The organism is Microlunatus speluncae (assembly GCF_009299835.1).
GTDB classification, from domain to species: Bacteria; Actinomycetota; Actinomycetes; order Propionibacteriales; family Propionibacteriaceae; genus Microlunatus; species Microlunatus speluncae.
In genome coordinates this window covers 73,596-90,336 of the sequence record NZ_VKCZ01000001.1, presented here as the reverse complement: position 1 = coordinate 90,336, position 16,741 = coordinate 73,596, and the positions used below count along the sequence as shown (strand labels likewise).

At 70.4% G+C, this 16,741-nt stretch carries 18 protein-coding genes; 5 read left to right on the top strand and 13 right to left on the bottom strand.

The annotated features are described in order from the left end of the window. Positions 1-5 precede the first annotated feature (5 nt). The 8 genes from FNH24_RS00390 to FNH24_RS00355 form a co-directional block, all read right to left on the bottom strand. Positions 6-848 carry an alpha/beta fold hydrolase gene (locus FNH24_RS00390; RefSeq protein WP_152360154.1) on the bottom strand — a complete coding sequence of 281 codons (843 nt, stop codon included), beginning with the start codon at positions 846-848 and terminating at the stop codon, positions 6-8. Then, entirely contained in the window at positions 845-1,261 is a 417-nt protein-coding gene (locus FNH24_RS00385; protein ID WP_152360153.1) for a helix-turn-helix domain-containing protein, read from the bottom strand. Before FNH24_RS00385 ends, FNH24_RS00390 begins: the two co-directional genes overlap by 4 nt. 57 nt (positions 1,262-1,318) lie before the next feature. After that, positions 1,319-2,239 carry a Ppx/GppA phosphatase family protein gene (locus FNH24_RS00380; protein WP_152360530.1) on the bottom strand — a complete coding sequence of 307 codons (921 nt, stop codon included), beginning with the start codon at positions 2,237-2,239 and terminating at the stop codon, positions 1,319-1,321. Positions 2,240-2,483: 244 nt separating this feature from the next. Then, the gene (locus FNH24_RS00375; RefSeq protein WP_152360152.1) at positions 2,484-2,981 is read right to left on the bottom strand and encodes a DUF501 domain-containing protein; all 498 of its coding nucleotides are present in this window, start codon (positions 2,979-2,981) and stop codon (positions 2,484-2,486) included. A 217-nt stretch (positions 2,982-3,198) separates the two neighbouring features. After that, positions 3,199-3,810, bottom strand: coding sequence for an FtsB family cell division protein (locus FNH24_RS00370; RefSeq protein WP_152360151.1), 612 nt, complete (start codon positions 3,808-3,810; stop codon positions 3,199-3,201). A gap of 14 nt (positions 3,811-3,824) precedes the next feature. Continuing rightward, a complete protein-coding gene (eno, locus tag FNH24_RS00365; RefSeq protein WP_152360150.1) occupies positions 3,825-5,105 on the bottom strand; it encodes a phosphopyruvate hydratase in 1,281 nt (426 codons plus the stop codon). Between the two features lie 141 nt (positions 5,106-5,246). After that, on the bottom strand, positions 5,247-6,260 hold the full coding sequence (locus FNH24_RS00360; RefSeq protein WP_217427973.1) for a threonine ammonia-lyase: 1,014 nt from the start codon (positions 6,258-6,260) through the stop codon (positions 5,247-5,249). Positions 6,261-6,367: 107 nt separating this feature from the next. After that, on the bottom strand, positions 6,368-7,834 hold the full coding sequence (locus FNH24_RS00355; protein ID WP_152360149.1) for a ketol-acid reductoisomerase: 1,467 nt from the start codon (positions 7,832-7,834) through the stop codon (positions 6,368-6,370). A gap of 157 nt (positions 7,835-7,991) precedes the next feature. Between FNH24_RS00355 and ilvY the strand changes: the two genes are divergently transcribed. Beyond that, entirely contained in the window at positions 7,992-8,885 is an 894-nt protein-coding gene (gene ilvY / locus FNH24_RS00350; RefSeq protein WP_152360148.1) for an HTH-type transcriptional activator IlvY, read from the top strand. Between the two features lie 750 nt (positions 8,886-9,635). Here the strand turns inward: ilvY and FNH24_RS00345 are convergent. From FNH24_RS00345 to FNH24_RS00325, 5 genes are all read right to left on the bottom strand, one after another. Beyond that, complete coding sequence (locus FNH24_RS00345) at positions 9,636-10,004, bottom strand: hypothetical protein (protein ID WP_152360147.1); 369 nt, start codon at positions 10,002-10,004, stop codon at positions 9,636-9,638. A gap of 186 nt (positions 10,005-10,190) precedes the next feature. Further along, positions 10,191-10,754 (bottom strand): P-loop NTPase family protein, encoded by a 564-nt coding sequence (locus tag FNH24_RS00340; RefSeq protein ID WP_217427972.1) that lies wholly within the window; start codon positions 10,752-10,754, stop codon positions 10,191-10,193. Continuing rightward, positions 10,736-11,428: a phosphoribosyltransferase gene (locus FNH24_RS00335; protein WP_152360146.1), complete on the bottom strand. Its 693-nt coding sequence runs from the start codon at positions 11,426-11,428 to the stop codon at positions 10,736-10,738. Before FNH24_RS00335 ends, FNH24_RS00340 begins: the two co-directional genes overlap by 19 nt. Then, entirely contained in the window at positions 11,425-12,012 is a 588-nt protein-coding gene (locus FNH24_RS00330) for a nucleoside triphosphate pyrophosphohydrolase (RefSeq protein WP_246186717.1), read from the bottom strand. Before FNH24_RS00330 ends, FNH24_RS00335 begins: the two co-directional genes overlap by 4 nt. A 110-nt stretch (positions 12,013-12,122) precedes the next feature. After that, a complete protein-coding gene (locus FNH24_RS00325) occupies positions 12,123-12,674 on the bottom strand; it encodes a hypothetical protein (RefSeq protein WP_152360144.1) in 552 nt (183 codons plus the stop codon). Positions 12,675-12,856: 182 nt separating this feature from the next. Here FNH24_RS00325 and FNH24_RS00320 point away from each other — a divergent pair, with 182 nt between their 5' ends. The 4 genes from FNH24_RS00320 (at position 12,857) to FNH24_RS00305 (ending at position 16,740) form a co-directional block, all read left to right on the top strand. Then, positions 12,857-14,974: an alpha-amylase family protein gene (locus FNH24_RS00320; RefSeq protein WP_152360143.1), complete on the top strand. Its 2,118-nt coding sequence runs from the start codon at positions 12,857-12,859 to the stop codon at positions 14,972-14,974. 70 nt (positions 14,975-15,044) lie between these two features. Next, positions 15,045-15,626 (top strand): hypothetical protein, encoded by a 582-nt coding sequence (locus FNH24_RS00315; protein WP_152360142.1) that lies wholly within the window; start codon positions 15,045-15,047, stop codon positions 15,624-15,626. Further along, positions 15,626-16,462, top strand: coding sequence for a hypothetical protein (locus FNH24_RS00310; protein WP_152360141.1), 837 nt, complete (start codon positions 15,626-15,628; stop codon positions 16,460-16,462). Before FNH24_RS00315 ends, FNH24_RS00310 begins: the two co-directional genes overlap by 1 nt. Further along, on the top strand, positions 16,459-16,740 hold the full coding sequence (locus FNH24_RS00305; RefSeq protein ID WP_152360140.1) for a hypothetical protein: 282 nt from the start codon (positions 16,459-16,461) through the stop codon (positions 16,738-16,740). The genes FNH24_RS00310 and FNH24_RS00305 overlap by 4 nt, the downstream gene beginning before the upstream one ends. The last annotated feature ends 1 nt before the right edge of the window (position 16,741 follow it).

Genomic DNA, 16,741 nt, shown 5'->3' with positions numbered 1-16,741 from the left:
TGGCCTCAGCGAGACCGGAGGAACTCCAGCACCTGCTCGGTCTGGCCGAGCACGGCGTGACCGACGCCGGGCAACACCGTGACCGACGAGTTCGGCAGCAGTGCCTCCGCGCGCCGCGCGGTCTCGGCGCTGTCGTACATGACGTCTCGGTCACCGACGATGATCATGGTCGGCATGGCCAGCCCGCCGAGCGCCTGGTCACCGAACACCGGCAAACGCTCGGTCCGGGGCCGGAACTCGGCGAACGTGTCGACGATGCTGTCCAGCACTGGCCCGAGCGTCTGCCGGTCGAGGCCGGTGACCAGGCCGGCGGTGCGCCGGACACCCCAGGGCCCGAACAGGCGCAGCAGCATCGCGGCCGGCAGCCAGCCGTAGGTCTGCCGACCGATCCCGCCCGGGCAGAGCAGGGCCAGCCGGTCGACCCGAGCCGGTCGCCGGATCGCGTAATCGAGGGCGTGCCAGCCGCCGAGCGACATCGCCACCAGGGCGGCGTGATCGAGACCGAGCTCGTCCAGCACGTCGTCCAGCCACGCCGCCGGGGCCGGCGAGTCGAGCACCGGGCGGGACCGGGCGCTGAGGCCTGGCTCGCCGACCAGGTCGACCGCGTGGGTCCGGAACTCGGCCGACCAGGCCGCGAGGTCGCCCCGCCAGGTCGTCGCGTTGGCCCCGGAACCGTGCAGCAGCACGACCGGCGGCGCCTCCGCCGGACCGGAAACGCTGACGAACGTGTCGCCCTCCCGGGTCGGCACGAGCCGGTGTTCTGCCTCGACCGGCCAGGCGTCCAGCACCGCCCGATACTGCTGCTCGAGCCGCCGGGCGCCGCCCTCGGTGCGGTAGATCGTGGTCATCGGAGCACTCCTTCCAGTGCTTGGAGGAAACGGGTGATCGTGCCGAGGTCGCCGGTCGCGATGATCTTCATCCGGGACCGTTGCTCGTCGATCATGGTCTGCACCCGCAGCGGTGACGGCCGCAGCTCGCCGGGCAGGCTGATGATCAAGGTCTCCAGCCGGGCCCGGCGCTCGGCGGTGATCGGCTCGATCTCGACGATGGCGGACACCTCGGACCGCACCGGATCCGCCGCCGGGCCCGGAGCCATCACCGGACCGCCGGCGAACGCCGTCAGGGCGTCGCCGGAGATCCGGTACTGCTTGCCGATCCGGGTGCCCTGCAGGGCGCCGCGGCGCAGGTAGTTGCGCACGGTGCGTTCGTGAACGCCCAGACGCGCCGCCACGTCCCGTACCGAATAGAGCTGATCAGTCACACAAAGGACTGTATCTGACGGATCAGTGCGACCGCATTGGGTATTTTGCGGAAACTGTCAGGACAGTAGGGACAGCGCGATGCCGTCCAGGATGTCGGTCTCGCTGACCACCAACTGGTCGGTGCCGACCCGGCGGGCGACCCGGGCGGCGATCAGCGTGCCGCCGCAGATGACGTCGGCACGGCCCGGATGCATCGAGGGGATCGCCCGGATCTCCTCGACGGTCTTGTCGGCCAGGTCGGCGAGCAGCGTGGCGAGGGCGTTGACGGTGATCGTCGCGCGATGCACCCTGCTCCGGTCGTACTGCGGCAACTCGAGGTGGATCGCGGCCAGGGTCGTGGCCGTGCCCGCGACGCCGATCCAGGTCCGGGCGGTGGCGAGGTCGACCCCGCAACCGTCGAGCACCCCGTCCACGAACGACGCGGCCCGGCCGAGGTCGGCCGGGTCCGGCGGTCCGGCGCCCAGGAAGCGCTCGGTGAGCCGGACCGAACCGACGTCGAGCGAGACGGAGGATCGGATCCCGCCCTCTCGTTCGCCCAAGATCAACTCCGTCGAGCCGCCGCCGATGTCCATCACCAGCAGGGGTTCCGGGCCGGCGTCCAGACCGCTCACCGCACCGGTGAAGGAGAGCGCCGCCTCCCGCTCGCCGCTGATCACCTCCGGCGTGACGCCGAGGCGATCCCGGATGCCGGCGAAGAATTCCTCGCGGTTCCGGGCGTCCCGGGCCGCCGACGTCGCGACGAAGTCGATCTTGTCCGTCGGCACTCCGGCCTCGCGGATCAGGCCGGCATAGGTCTCGGTGGCGGCGAAGGTCCGGGCCAGCGCGTCGGGATGAAACTCCCCAGTGGCGTCCACGCCCTGACCGAGCCGGACGATGTCGGTCTGCCGGTGGACCTCCCGCAGCCCGCCGCTGTCGTCGGGTTCCGCGATCAGTAGGCGGATCGAGTTGGTGCCGCAATCGATCGCGGCCACCCTGATCGCCGAGATCAATCTGTCCGTCGGTCGGCCCGAACCGGTCGACGGTCCCTGGCCCGGTTCGGATCCCGCCGACTCGGCCGACTCGGATCGACCTGCCTCGGCCCCCACGCCTTCGCTCACTTCCACCCCTTTGAGTCCGCCGATGATCAGTTCCGCTGGTCCTCAGATCCTCTCGCTCCTTCGCCGAGACGTCACTTCTGCTCCGACACGCCGCAAAAGCCGGTGCACAAGTGACGGGTCGGCGTTATTGGGGGAGGCAGGGGGTGGGGGTCCAGAAGGGGGTGATGCGGGCTACGGCTTCGTCGCCGATCGGGTTGACGCCGGGGCCGGCGGCCAGGGCGTGGCCGGCCAGGGCGTGCAGGCACTTGACCCGGTCCGGCATCCCGCCGGCGCTGACCCCGGCCAGCTCCGGCACGTCGCCGAGCTCGGCCCGGTCGGCCAGATAGGCCTGGTGGGCGGCCCGATAGGCGTCGGCCAGCTCGGGCTCGGCGGCCAGCCGGTCGGTGAGTTCGACCATCACCCCGGTCGATTCCAGCCGGGAGCAGGCGGCGACGGCGCGCGGACAGGTCAGGTAGTAGGTCGTCGGAAACGGGGTGCCGTCCGGCAGCCGCGGTTCGGTGGCGACCACCGCCGGCTTGCCGCAGGGGCAGCGATGCGCGATGCCCGCGACTCCGCGCGGCGGCCGGCCGAGCTGCTCGGCGATCGCCGCCTCGTCCGCGGGAGTCATCGGCTCGGGGCTCATCGGGCTTGCCCGGGCTCAGGGAACGAACCGCAGATCCCGTGCCAGGGGGAGATAGCGGTCAGTTGTGCCGCGACTACCCGGACAAACTGACCGGCATCATGGTCGCTGCTCGGACACGCCGCAGTGCCACCTGGCTGGGGCACCTTCCGGGAAGGAGCTGGAGCGGCCATCGCGACTCCCCCCGCGCCTGGGGCGGTGGCACCTGGGTGCGGTTGAGTCATCGATCGGCGGGGGGCTTCGGGGTCGTGCTGGCGGTGATCGTCGGCTCGGCGCTCGGCTCCGGAGCGGGCGCGGCCGGCGGCTTGTCGGCCTGTTCGAGCGAGCCGAGCAGTCGATCCCACCAGGCCGGCTGCTCCTTCTCTTCTTCCGGAGCGACGTTCTCGGCCTTCCGCTCGCCCTCGATCACCCGGAAGCCGTACTCGCCCGGGAGCACCCAGCCGAGCCGTTCCCGGGCCTGGGCCTCGACGTAGGCGTCGTCCTGCCACCGGGACAGATTCTGTTGCAGGCCGCCGATCGCGGCCTCGCGCTCGGCGATCTTGGCCTTGGTGGCGGCGATCTCCTGCCGCTGTTCGACGTAGATGCGCATGCTGCTGGCGTACGAAATGGTCAAGATCAGCAACACCACCGCGAGCGCGATGGCTCGGGTGGTGATGCTGGTCCGACGGCGACGGACCGGGGCCGACGACGAGTCGCCGGTCTGGTCATCGAGCGATCCGGGAGCGGCCGGCCCGGCCGATCGGTCTCCGGCGGTTCGCCGGGGATTCTTGGTGCGGGCCGACTTGCGTCCGGGAGCCGCGGCAGGGCGGGGAAGGTTGCGCCGGGCTGACATCGCTCCATTGTCTCCTAGCGGAGCGTGAATCTCGGGAAGGCCGAGGCACCGGCGTAGCGCGCCGCGTCGTCCAGGTCCTCCTCGATCCGCAACAGCTGGTTGTACTTGGCCACGCGCTCGGACCGGGCCGGGGCGCCGCTCTTGATCTGGCCACAGTTGGTGGCGACCGCGAGATCGGCGATGGTGACGTCCTCGGTCTCGCCGGACCGGTGGCTCATCATGCAGCTGAAGCCGCTCCGATGGGCCAGCTCGACCGCGTCCAGGGTCTCGGTCAGCGAACCGATCTGGTTGACCTTGACCAGCAGCGCGTTGGCCGCCTTCTCCTCGATGCCGCGCTGCAGCCGCTCGACGTTGGTGACGAACAGGTCGTCGCCGACGATCTGCAGCTTGTCGCCCAGCTGGCTGACCAGGGTGGCCCAGCCGGCCCAGTCGTCCTCGGCCAGCGGATCCTCGATCGACACGATCGGGAAGTCGGCCGCCCACTTGGCGTAGATCGCCGTCATCTCGTCGGCGCTGTGCTTCTCCCCCTCCCAGGTGTACGCGCCGTCGGCGAAGAACTCGGTCGCCGCCACGTCGAGGGCCAGCGCGATGTCGGTGCCCAGGGTCAGGCCGGTCTTCTCCACCGCGGTGGCGATCAGCTCGAGCGCGGCCACGTTCTGCGGCAGGTTGGGGGCGAAGCCGCCCTCGTCGCCGAGGCCGGTGGCCAGGCCCTTCTGCTTCAGTACGGACTTGAGCGCGTGGTAGACCGAGACACCCTGCTCGAGCGCGTCGGAGAACGTGATCGCGCCGATCGGTGCGATCATGAATTCCTGCACGTCGACATCGGAGTCGGCGTGCGCTCCGCCGTTGAGGATGTTCATCATCGGCACCGGCAGGGTCCGGGCGTTGGCCCCACCCACGTAGCGGTACAGCGGCAGATCGGACGAGTCCGCGGCGGCGTGCGCGACGGCCAGGGACACCCCGAGGATCGCGTTGGCGCCGAGCTTGGCCTTGTTGTCGGTGTCGTCCAGATCGAGCATCGCCTGGTCGATCAGCCGCTGCTCGGTGGCGTCGTACCCGAGCAGTTCGGGGCCGATCTGGTCGATCACCCCGAGGACGGCCTTGTTGACGCCCTTGCCGCCATAGCGATCACCGCCGTCGCGCAGCTCCACCGCCTCGAAGGCACCGGTCGACGCACCGGACGGCACCGCGGCACGTCCCTCGGCGCCGTCGTCGAGGATGACCTCGACCTCGACGGTTGGATTCCCTCGGGAATCAAGGATTTCCCGGGCGCCGACAAACTCGATACTGGCCACGAAGGTAGCTGCCTTTCACCATGTCACTTGCGAATGTCGCCCCCAGCGTAACGACACCGCTGCCCGGATTCCGACGCGCACGGTGCAACTCCGGGGGCGCGTCCCATGAATTGCAGACCAACGCCCCACTGGTCCCCGCCCCTACTCCGAGGTCTTGGATCCGGGTAGCCCGATACCGCTCAGCCGGTACAAGTCGGCGAAGGAGGCGTTGCGGCCGCAGAGGACGAGGCCGAGGTGTACGCCAGGGCCGACGCGGTCGAGGATGCGGCGGGCGGCGGGGATGAGGCAGCCGGCTGCGGGTTCGGCCCAGACGCCGGCCTGCTCGGCCAGCGTGATCGTGCCGGCCACCGCCTCGGCATCGGAGACGACGATCACGTCCTCGACGAGGGCCTGGACGTGGGCCAGGGTGAGCGGTGACGCGTGCGGCGCGCTCAGCGTGGTGACGATCGAGGTCGGCCGGAAGTCGACCGGGGCTCCGGCCGCCAGGGCGCGGGTCATCGCGTCGGCACCCTCGGTCTCGACCCCCCAGACCCGGACGGCGGGCAACAGCGCCTTGATCGCCACGGCGACACCGGCGATCAGCCCGCCGCCGCCGATGCTGACCAGGACATCGGTCACGTCGGGCGCCGCGGCCGCGAACTCGAGGCCGACCGTCCCCTGGGCCGCGATCACCGCCGGGTCGTCGAACGGGTGCACCAGCGTCCGGCCCTCGGCGACGAGCCGGTCCATCAGCGCGAACGCGTCGGCCATGTCCTCGGTCAGCCGGACCTCGGCACCGGCCGCGCGGCAGGCCTCGATCGACCTGCGCGGCGCCGTCCTGGCCATCACCACCGTCGCGGTGATCCCGAGCGAGCCGGCCGCCTCGGACAACGCGGTGCCGTGGTTGCCGCCGCTGACCGCGACCACGCCGGCCGCCCGCTCGGCGGCGTTGAGCCCGAGCAGCTTGGCGTACGCGCCACGGGCCTTGAACGACCCGGATCGCTGCAGCAGCTCGAGCTTGGCCGTGACCGGCACGCCGAGCAGGGCGGCCAGCCCCGGGCTCGACACGGTCGGCGTCGGCACCACCCGGCCCGCGATCTGTTCCGCGGCGGCGGTGATGTCATCCAGGGTGATCAACTCGGCCGAGCACGGGGCCGAGACCGTCAGGTCAGTCACCCTCCCACGGTAATCCCGCCCCTCCCCGCCCCCGCAGCCCCACTCCTCGCCGACTTGTCAGAACCAGGGGACGCCAGGGCGTGCCCTAGTTCTGACAAGTCGGGGTTTCAAAGGGCGATCTTGACCGAGGGGCGGAGTTCGGCGATCACCGCCAGCGCGTCGTGGGCGGGGTTGGTGTCGAAGTTCTTGACCAATTCCGGATCCGGGATGTCGGCTTCATCGGTGGCGGGGAAGACGATCTGCTCCAGCACCGCCTGGAACCGCGGGCCCCAGCGGCGGGCGCCGAGCCGGGCGGTGGTCGAGCAGTTGTCGATCATGTAACCGACATCGCGGGCGTGCAGGTACGGCAGCAGGGAGTCGACGGCCTCGATGATCGACTCGTTGATGATCTCCGACCAGGCATGACCCTTGCCGGCGAACAGGTCCACCTGGGCGATCATGGTCGCGACGAACACCCCGGCCGTGTACGGGTCGATCGGCACCGTCCGTCCCGGCCGCCCCTCGCGAATCTCCTTCGCCACGGCCCACATCGGCGATCGGTTGATCTCCGACATCGGCGTCCGCCGCAGTCGATGGCCGGCGAGGATCACGCTGCGCAGCTCGGTGCCCGCCTCGACCTCGTCGTAGATCTCGGTGATCAACTCGGTGGCCACCGGATAGCACGCCGCGTAGGCCTGATCGAAGATCGCCCGGTCGGGCCCGGCGAGATCATCCCGCAGCAACCGAAGTCCGCGGTCGGAGATCGCGGCGGCGATCGGGCCGGTGATGTTCTCGCAGGACCGGAGATAGGCGCGCTCCGGGTCGTCGCCCGCGGCCCGGAACCGGCGGAACAACGCCTCGACGATGCCGTGCACCGCGCCGAGCAGGATCCCCCGTTCGCCGACGATGTCGGAGAGATACTCCGAGCGCAGGTCGGTCGGGAAGGTGTACGGGGCGCCGAGCGCGATCGACCAGGCCAGCGCCCGGTCGACACCGTGGCCGTCATGATCGACTTCGACCGCGAAGCTGGCATTGATCCCGGCGCCGTTGACCTCCGCGCCCTGCAGATAGAGCCGGCGCACCGAGTCGCCCATCCCCTTCGGGCAGACCGCGATCACCCCGACTCCCTGCGGGAGTTGATCACCGACCTCGGCCAGGTGTCCGATCAGGAAGCCGTGCGACAGCCCGATGGTCGCCCCCTGCCGTACCGCCGCGAAGATCTCGGGGTAGTGCTCGGCCAGGGCGGCGTCGGAGATCAAGATCAACAACAGATCGCTGGCGGCCGCGACGTCCAGCCAGTCGCCGAGCGTCCCCGCCTCCTCGGTGAAGCCCTCGGCCCGAGCGGCGGCAGCCGAGGCCGAGCCGGGCCGGAGTCCGACGCTGACCGTGATCTTCGTGCCGGCGAGCGAATCCCGCAGGTTGAGGGCCTGAGCCCGCCCCTGCGGACCCCAGCCGAGCACGCCGATCCGTCGCACGCCGGCGAATCCCCTGTCCAGCAACGGAAAGAGCTGCCGTCCGCCGCGGACGATCGTCTCCGGCCCGGCCGGCAGGGTGATGGTCTCGGTCGGGAAGACCGCGCTGCTGTACGTGCTCATTCCGGGGTCCCCGCGGCGTTGTTCGGGGGAGCGAAGCGGAGGAGAGGAACGTCGTGGGGTGATCTCATGCGATCAGTTCTAGGCTTCGGACCAGCGTTTCGACAAGCGCAGGATTCGTAGCGGTCCGTTGCGAAAACTGAAAGAAAGGAGATCCGCGATGGAAGACCTTCGCGACCTTCGGCTCTTTCTGCATGTCACCGAGACCCTCAACTTCGGCCGCAGCAGCACCGAGAGTCACGTCAGCCCGGCCACCCTGACCCGCGCCATCCAGCGCCTCGAGGCCAGAGCCGGCCGGCAACTGCTGGAGCGGGGGCCGCGCGGAGTGTCGATCACGGCCGACGGGCTGCGCTTCCGGGAGTACGCCCGCGGCGCGGTCGAACTCTGGGACCGCTATCGGGCCGCCGAGCCGACCGGCACCGGACTGCAGGGGCAGATCAGCATCTTCGCCACCGTCACCGCCTGCCAGGCGATCCTGCCGGACCTGATCCGGCCGTTCCGGGCCGACCATCCGGACGTCCGGCTCGAGCTGACCACCGGCGACGCGGCGGTGGCGATCGCCCGGGTGGACGAGGGCTCGGTCGACCTGGCCCTGGCCGCGATCCCCGCCCGGGTGCCGGCCTCGATGGTCAGCCGAGTGGTCACCGAGACCAGCCTGGAGTTCGTCGCGCCAGCCGGGTCCGGCCCGGTCGACGGCCGGTTCGACTGGGCGGCGGCGTCGTACCTGCTGCCCCGCACCGGGCTCGGCCGGGACGCGGCCCAGGCCTGGTTCCGGGCCAGCGGGATCGCGCCGACCGTCGTCGCCGAGCCGCCCGGCCACGAGGCCCTGCTGGCCCTGGTCGCCCTCGGCTACGGCCTCGGCGTCGTGCCGCGACTGGTGCTGGAGACCAGCACTTTGCGGGACCAGGTCAGAGTGCTGTCCCCGCGACCGCCGCTGCCGACCCTGCGGATCGGCCTCTGCGCCCAGCGCACCAGCCTCCGCCGCCCGATCATCGCCGAACTGTGGTCCCGAACCCCCGAGCTGCCGGAATCAACGGGGACCCATCGCGAGTGACTCCCGGATTTCGCGGCACCGTTGCCGCCGGTGCTCGCCACAGCGGATGGTCGGCCCGCCCCGTCAACCGCCGCCCTCTTCGCCCCCGTCGCGCGAGCTCCGCGACACCAACAGCCGGCGCGAAGTCCGCGTAGGTGGGGCGAAGTCGCCGTACGGACAACCACCACGACCCGACGAAGATCAAAGCCATCCGCTCGGCCCTGCCGCCGAAGCAACCCGATCTCCGCCCCACGCCGAACCGACCGCACCCACTCACCAACCACCTTCGCCCCCGTTGCGGTACCTCCGCGGCACCAACAGCCGGCGCGAAGACCACGAAGGGGGGCGGAGACGCCACCGCGAGGGGACGATCCCCGGTCGCAGACCGACGGCCGGCGGCAGACTCGGTCCGCAAGCTACCGGGCCGCCCTCGTCGAAAGCTTGCTCTCGTAGTAGATCGACCGTGACCCGCCCGCCGACCGAAACGATCAGCCGCCGGTCACGATCTCGACCAAACCCCGATCCTCCAAGCTGCCAGCGGAGGTCGATGCCAACCTGGCGCCGCCTCGTCGCCTGGGCTGGCCGGATCAACGGAAGCGACCTCGGCACCCCCCCGTCGAGCGCCGCCGGTCCCGTGGCGGCGGATGGAACAGGACTGAGTTGTCCGCAGTTCAGCAGCCGGTCGACGATCGGCGGGCCGGCTGCCCGCCGAGACGTCCGTGTGCCCCGACACGCCGCAGAACCGCGTGCGTTTGTGGCGGGTCGGCGGAGCTAGCGGTTGCGGCGGCGGCCGCCGAGGGCGTTCGCGACGTTGATCGCGACGATGCCGCCCCAGGAGACGAGGATGCCGATCAGCGGAGGGTCGACCATGGCGCCGGCGATCGCGGTGATCGGGATGCCGGTGCCGAGCGAGACGATGGCGAGTGCGAGTCGCTGGTTTCGGTTGAGCCGTTCGGCGGCCGCTTCGGAGTGCTCGAGGTGCTGCTGCGACTGCAGCTCGACCGCGCGTTGCTGGGCCAGGAACTCGATCCGCTCGGCCAGGCCGGCGGCGATCTGATCATCGAATTCCGGCCCGAGTTCGCGGCGGGCCGCCAGGGCCGCCTCGACGTCGCGGCGGGTCTCCGGGTGCGGAACGCTCACCCGAGGAACATTACTCGGCTGCGGCAATGCCGGATATCGATTCCGACGAACCCCGGGCGGCGTTCCGGGTCGATCGGGACGAACCCCGATCGCGGCCGACGAGGACGCGGGTTCGATCGTGCCTGCCCCCTTCGACAGGCTCAGGACATGCTTCGACGGGCTCGGGGACGACCCTCCCGAGGTGGGTCAGAGTTCGCGCAGCCAGCGTTCGGCATCGGCCGGGCGGCGGAAGACGATCACCTGTGGACCGTCCGGGTCGGCGGCCCAGCGTCGGATCTGCGCTCGTTTCCCGGCGAAGGACTGGAAGTGCCAGCGGACGATCGAGTCGTGGCCGACCAGTTTGCGCCAGGTCTCGAAGTTGCCGTTGCAGGTCGGCCGGCGGGCCACGATGTTGATCACGCAGCGGCGCAGCAGCCGGCCGAGGGACAACAGCCGCGGGTAGTCGAGGGCGACGATCAGTTGCACCCGTTCCAGCACCACGTCCAGCCACCTCCCGTACGCGTGATCAAGGACCCAGGCGTCGCCGGCGCAGACCTCCCGGATCATCCGTCGCTGTTCCTCGGCCGGCACCGGCACCCAGTCGGGCTGCCAGGTCAGGTCGTCGACCGCGTGCCAGGGCAGGTCGGTCCGTTCGCTGAGCTGCGCGGCCAGGGTGGACTTGCCGGTTCCGGTGACGCCGAACACCAACACCCGCCGGACCGGCGCCTCGATCCCGAGGTCGTCGCCGATGATCATGACCGAGGGCCCCACCGATCCAGGATCTGCCGGGCTTCCGCGGTCGGCACCGGCTCGAAGCCGGCGTAGGCCTGGCCGACCGACCGGAAGGTCTCGGGCAACTGGGGGCAGACCAGGTGATCGACCTCGGACCGGATCAGCTCGGCCGCCCGTGGCGAGCCGACCGGCACCGCCGCGATGATCATGGCCGCACCGGCCCGGCGGACCGCCTCGATCGCGGCCAGCATGGTGGTGCCGGTGGCCAGCCCGTCGTCGACGATGATCACCGGCCGGTCACTGACCGCGAGCTCCGGCCGGTCCGTACGCAGCATCCGGTGCCGCTCGTCCAGCAGCTGCAACTCCCGCCGGAGCACGCCCCGGAAGGCCTCCTCGGACACGCCGATCGCGGTGATCACCGCGGCGTTGCGCAGCTGCTCGACCCGGTCCCCGATCCGGGCCAGGGCGCCCATCGCCAGCTCGGGCTGCCCGGGTGCCCCGAGCTTGCGGACCGCCACGATGTCGAGGTCGAGCCCGAACCGCTCGGCGATCGGCGCCGCCACCGGCACGCCGCCGCGCGGCAGCGCCAAGATCACCGGACGACTCGATCCGGCGGACTGCGCGGTGAGCCGGTCGGCGCCGATCACGTCCGCCAGCAGGGCGGCCAGCCGCTGCCCCGCCTCAGCACGGTCCGCGTACCGGCCGAAGATCATGAGCCGCCGTTCTCCGCGGAGCGTACGCCCCGTTCCAGGTCGCGGACCGCGTCCCGGACGGCCTGATCCGGGTCGATCCCGCTGGCCTGGCCGCGGGCCACCAGGGCCACGATCTGGCGGCCGAGCTCGGCGGCGTCGATCGGCTCGTCCGCCAGCTCGACCGCGACCCGCCGCGACCGGGTCCGGCTGATGATCTTGCCGGCCCGAGCCAGCGCCGAGAGCTGCTCCGGAATCCCTTCCAGGACAGAGGTCCGGCCCTTCTCCTCGGCCTTGCGCTGCTCCCAGCTACCGTGCAGATCAGCCGGTACGCCCTCGCCGCCGAAGACATGCGGATGGCGCCGTACCAGCTTGTCCGCCACCCCGGCCGCGACGTCGTCGATGTCGAAACCATCCGGCGCCTCGGCCGCGATCTCGGCATGGAAATAGACCTGCAGCAGCACGTCGCCGAGCTCCTCGGCGAGATGATCACGGTCGCCGGTCTCGATCGCTTCGACCAGTTCGCCGGTCTCCTCGATCAGGTACTGGACCAGCGACCGGTGCGTCTGCTCCGCGTCCCAGGGGCAGCGCCGGCGCAGCGTCGCCATCACCTCGGCCAGCCGGCTCAGCCCCGGATGATCACCGGCACCGGTGGCCGGGTCGTCTCGGGATCCCCGCGGAAACGCGGCCGGCGGCGGGACGTTTCCGGGGGTGGTGCTCATGACTGGGTGGCGATGGGCACCGAGAGGGATTCCGACCCGGCGCCGACCATCGACGCACCCTGGGCGTAGGCCTCGGGCTGCCAGGTGCCGTAGCGCGGATTGAGCCGCACCTGGGCCTCCATCAGCGTCTGGACGAACGTCTGGTCACCGACCCGCATCCGGACCAGCTCGGCATCGGCGTAGTCGTAGGCCAACTCGCGAGTCCGGGCGTCACCGACCAGCGGGCCCAGCGGCGAGTTCGAGATCAGCGCATTGCGTTCGCCGTCGGAGATCCGGATCCCGCGCTGCTCCGCGAGCTGCTCGGTGATCTCGCCCAGCACCAGCACGCTGAGCAGTCCATCCTTGCGGGCCCGCGCCCCCTGGGTGCTGAAGATCGCGTCGGCCGCGGCGGTGACCTCCTGCAGCCGGGAGTCGCTGATGGTGGACGGCCCGACATAGGCGGCCACGTCCGGCGCGGCGCCGGCACAGCCGGCCGTGGCGACGACGGCCGTCAGGGCCGCGACCAGGCCCGCGACCCGGCGCGGACGGATACGGTGCAGGTTCTTCACCGGCGTCATGGTACCGGCGATGCCGACCGGATGCCCCGCTGCCGGTCCCCCGACGCCCGGCAGCCGACCAGCTGATCAACTCCGGCCGGAAGTTGATCATGCTCCGGACACTCCCCAGTGATCACGAGAAGATGTCCTACATGACATCATGTCATACAATATTGCTCAGAGGGAGGGTGTCGATGACCGTCTCCGATCCCACCGCCATCGACCACTCAGGCAGCGCCGAGTGGTATCGCACCGCGACCCGGTGGACCCAGCTCACCTTCGTCGAGGACGACCCGTTGTATCTCGACCTCGACTTCTGGGTCGACGTGCTGCGCCGGACCCGCTCGAACGCGATCTGTCTCAGCGCCGGCGGCTACATGGCGTTCTATCCGACCCGGATCCCGTACCACTATCGCAGCCGGCACCTCGGCGACAGCGATCCGTTCGGCGACCTGGTCGAGGCCGCCCGCGGGCTCGGGCTGCACGTGATGGCCCGGGTCGACCCACACGCGATCCACGCCGACGCCGCCGAGGCGCACCCGGAATGGCTGGCCCGCGACGCCGCGGGCGACCCGATTCCGCACTGGTCCTTTCCCGGGGTGTGGCTGACCGACCCGTTCAGCGACTATCACCAGGACTTCATTACCGAGGTCGCGGTGGAGATCACCCGTGAGTACGAGATCGACGCCCTGTTCGCCAACCGGTGGGAGGGGCACGGCGGGGTGTCGTACGCCTCCGGCACCGCCCGCCGGTTCACCGCCGACACCGGCCGCCGGCTGCCCGCGACGGACCACCCCGGCGATCCCGCCTGGCCGGACTACACCCGCTGGCGCAGTCGGCGGCTGAGCGAACTGGTGGTGCGCTGGGACGACGCCGTCCGCGCCGTCCGGCCGCACGTCCGGTTCATCCCCAACCGCGGCGCGATGCTGACCCGCGACCTGTCCCGGGAGCTGATCGACGACCGCTACCCGATGTTCTTCATCGACAAGCAGGGCCGGTCCGGTCTGGAGGCCAGCTGGGCGCCGGGCCGGATCGGCAAGCGGAGCCGCGGGATGTTTCCGGACCGGCCGGTGTGCCTGATCACCTCGGTCGGCCCGGAGCACCACGCCACTCGGTGGAAGGACGCGGTCGCCGACCCGCACGAGCTCCGGGCCTGGATCGTCGACGGGTTCGTGCACGGCGCCGACCCGTGGTTCACCAAGTTCAAGGCGCAGTGCTTCGACACTCGCTGGGTGGAGCCGATCGCGGAGGCGTACGAACTGCACGAGCGGTGCGAACCGCTGTATTCGATCACCGAGCCCACCGCCGAGGTGGCGATCCTGGACAACGTCGCGCTCGACCCGACTCGGCCCTGGGGCGGCTACGCGACGCCGACCACGCACGAGGACGGCTTCTATCAGGCGCTCGTCGCCGCCCGGATCCCCTTCGGCTATCTGGCCGCCGAGGAACTCCGGCCGGATCGGTTGCACGGCGTGAAGGTGCTGGTGCTGCCGCAGTGCCAGGCCCTGAGCGATGATCAACTCGCCGTGCTGCGCCGCTACCTGGCCGGCGGTGGCAGCATCGTCGCCGCCCACGAATCGACCCTGTACGACGAGCGACAGCGGCCCCGTCACGACCTCGGGCTGGCCGCCGAATTCGGGGTCCGGCTGATCGAGCCGGCCCGCGGGCCGATCAAGAACAACTACATCGAGCTGACCGGGGACCATCCGATCACCGCCGGCTTCGAGGGAGCCGACCGGATCATCGGCGGCACCCGGGTGATCGGCGTCAGCGCCGAGCCCGGGGCCGGCGTTTGGTTCCGGTTCATCCCCGACTATCCCGATCTTCCGATGGAGGAGGTCTATCCGCGGCTGCCGGCGGACCGGCCGGCGGTGATCACCAGGGACCATCCGGGCGGCGGTCGGACCGTCTACGTCGCCTTCAACCTGGGCGAGGTGCACTGGGAGGCGCTGCAGGCCGATCATGGCCGACTGATCACCAACGCGGTCCGCTGGGCGTTGCGGGACGAGCCGCGGGTCGTCCTGGACGGGCCGGGCCTGGTCGACCTCGCGGTCCGGGAGAACGATGATGATCTTGTCGTCTCGCTGGTCAACCTGACCAACCCGATGGCCATGCGTGGCCAGCAGTACGAGACCGTGCCGCTGCCGCCGCAACGGCTGTCCGTCGCCGTGCCGGAGGGTGTCAGCGCCGTGACCGCCCGGCTGATGATCACCGACCGCGCGGTGCCGGTGCGGATCGTCGACGGCCGCGCGGTGATCATGATCGACCCGTTCGAGCTGCTGGAGGTGGTCCGGCTCAGCTGGTCTCGCTGAGCAGCCCGCCGATCAGGCTCTCCAGCGATGCGGGACGTGCGGTGCGGCTACCATCCTTGCCATGCGGACGATGGCGCAATCGCTCGTGCGGTCGCGGAGCGCGACCTGCGGGACGGCCTGCCGATCCTCCCCCTGCACGCTGCGCCGGATCCGGTACGCCGAGCGCCAGTTGGAGGCGGAACCCGTACTGGTCAGCTGGGCCGAGCTCAGCGTGATGTGTCACCTGATCGGCGAGCCGATGCCGTTCCTCACCGCCGGGATGCTCGACGCGCTGGCCCGATTCGAGTCGCAACACCGCGAATGCACTCTGTCGCACGCCGTGGACCGAGCCGTCGAGGAGCGCAGCCTCACGTTCGCCCGGCAACTCGGTCCCGCCGACCTCGCCGTACATGTCAACACGGCGCTGAACGCGGCCGTGACCGGCGACGACGCCGCCGACCACTCCTGCGATTGGCGACGTTGGCGAATCGACGTCGGTGCCGGGACGAGCGAACGACGGTTGGTGCTCCTCGGAGCGAACCGCCCGTCCCGGCTCGAGACGGCGATCGGCTGCAGCATCGACGACCCGGCCTGGTCGATCCGGCTCGCTGAGCATCTTCAGGATTTCGCCCCGTCACACTGGCCGATCCGCTACCTCGGCGGTGGCCGATAGTGGCGCTCGACCGGCAGCGATCGGAGAGCGGTGGCGTAGAAAGCCGGCTCGAGGACGTCGAGCAGGTCGAGACCCGGTCGGATTCCACTGAGATCCGGGACGACGATCCGTGGGCGAAGACCGACGAGGACCGCGACCGTGATTTCCACGCAGCGCGCGGGGCCAGGCGTCAACACCTCGCCGAGAACCCGCGGACCCTGTACGGCCGCCGCTCCGAGGCCGACTCTGCGCAGGACGAGGAGCCACGGGAAGCGGCGACGGAGCAGGCCGAGGACAGCCCTGACAAGTCGACCGACGACTCGGAGATCGATGATCGCCTCGCCGACCTCAGAATCGATGGCCACGGCCCGCAACGCCATCTCGACGCCCGCGATGATCAACTCAGAGCTCGGATGGGGACCCCGGAAGTCGGTCCGGACGGCAAGCCGGTCCTGAAACCCAACGGAGAGGTCAGGTCGCGTGACCACATCGACCCGATGACCGGAACCACCACCGACGGAGTCCACGGCCGCCCACATCGGTGCGGCGATTTCGCGACTGCATTCTCGGACCCGAAGGATTACGTCGCAGCGGAGGCCTACCTGCGTGCGCAGGTTGCCGTCGACGGGCATCTCCGCCCGAAAGCGACCATCGAAGATGCCTTGGGCAAAGACGCCGAGCCACGCATGCGGGGGTTTCGTCACGACCGGGCCGTCGGTGGAGCGCTCGCGGAGTTGGACTTCACGGGAGGAACGATCAAGGCTGTGTACGAGAAAGAAGACAATGGGGATCTGCGCTGCGTAACGATGTTCCCCGAACCGGGCCCGGACAGCAGGAAGGGTAGAAGCGGACCATGAACGAAAAGGCCCTCGACATTCTGGCGGGATACTTTGATCCCGAATCAGCCGATGCCGACTGGCGCAAGAGCCTCTGGAACTCGTCCACCGAGTATCGGGAGTCGATCAGGGACGGCTGGGCAGCCTTGCTGCGGACCCGAACCCTCTCCCTCATGGAGTTCTACGACCTGACCCGCACCGACCTCGAGTACGAGACCGAGGATCAGGTCTACGCCGACATCGCCAAGGCCTACGAACACCTCTTCGGCGAGCCCGCGCCGACCTACCAGGGATCCTGAA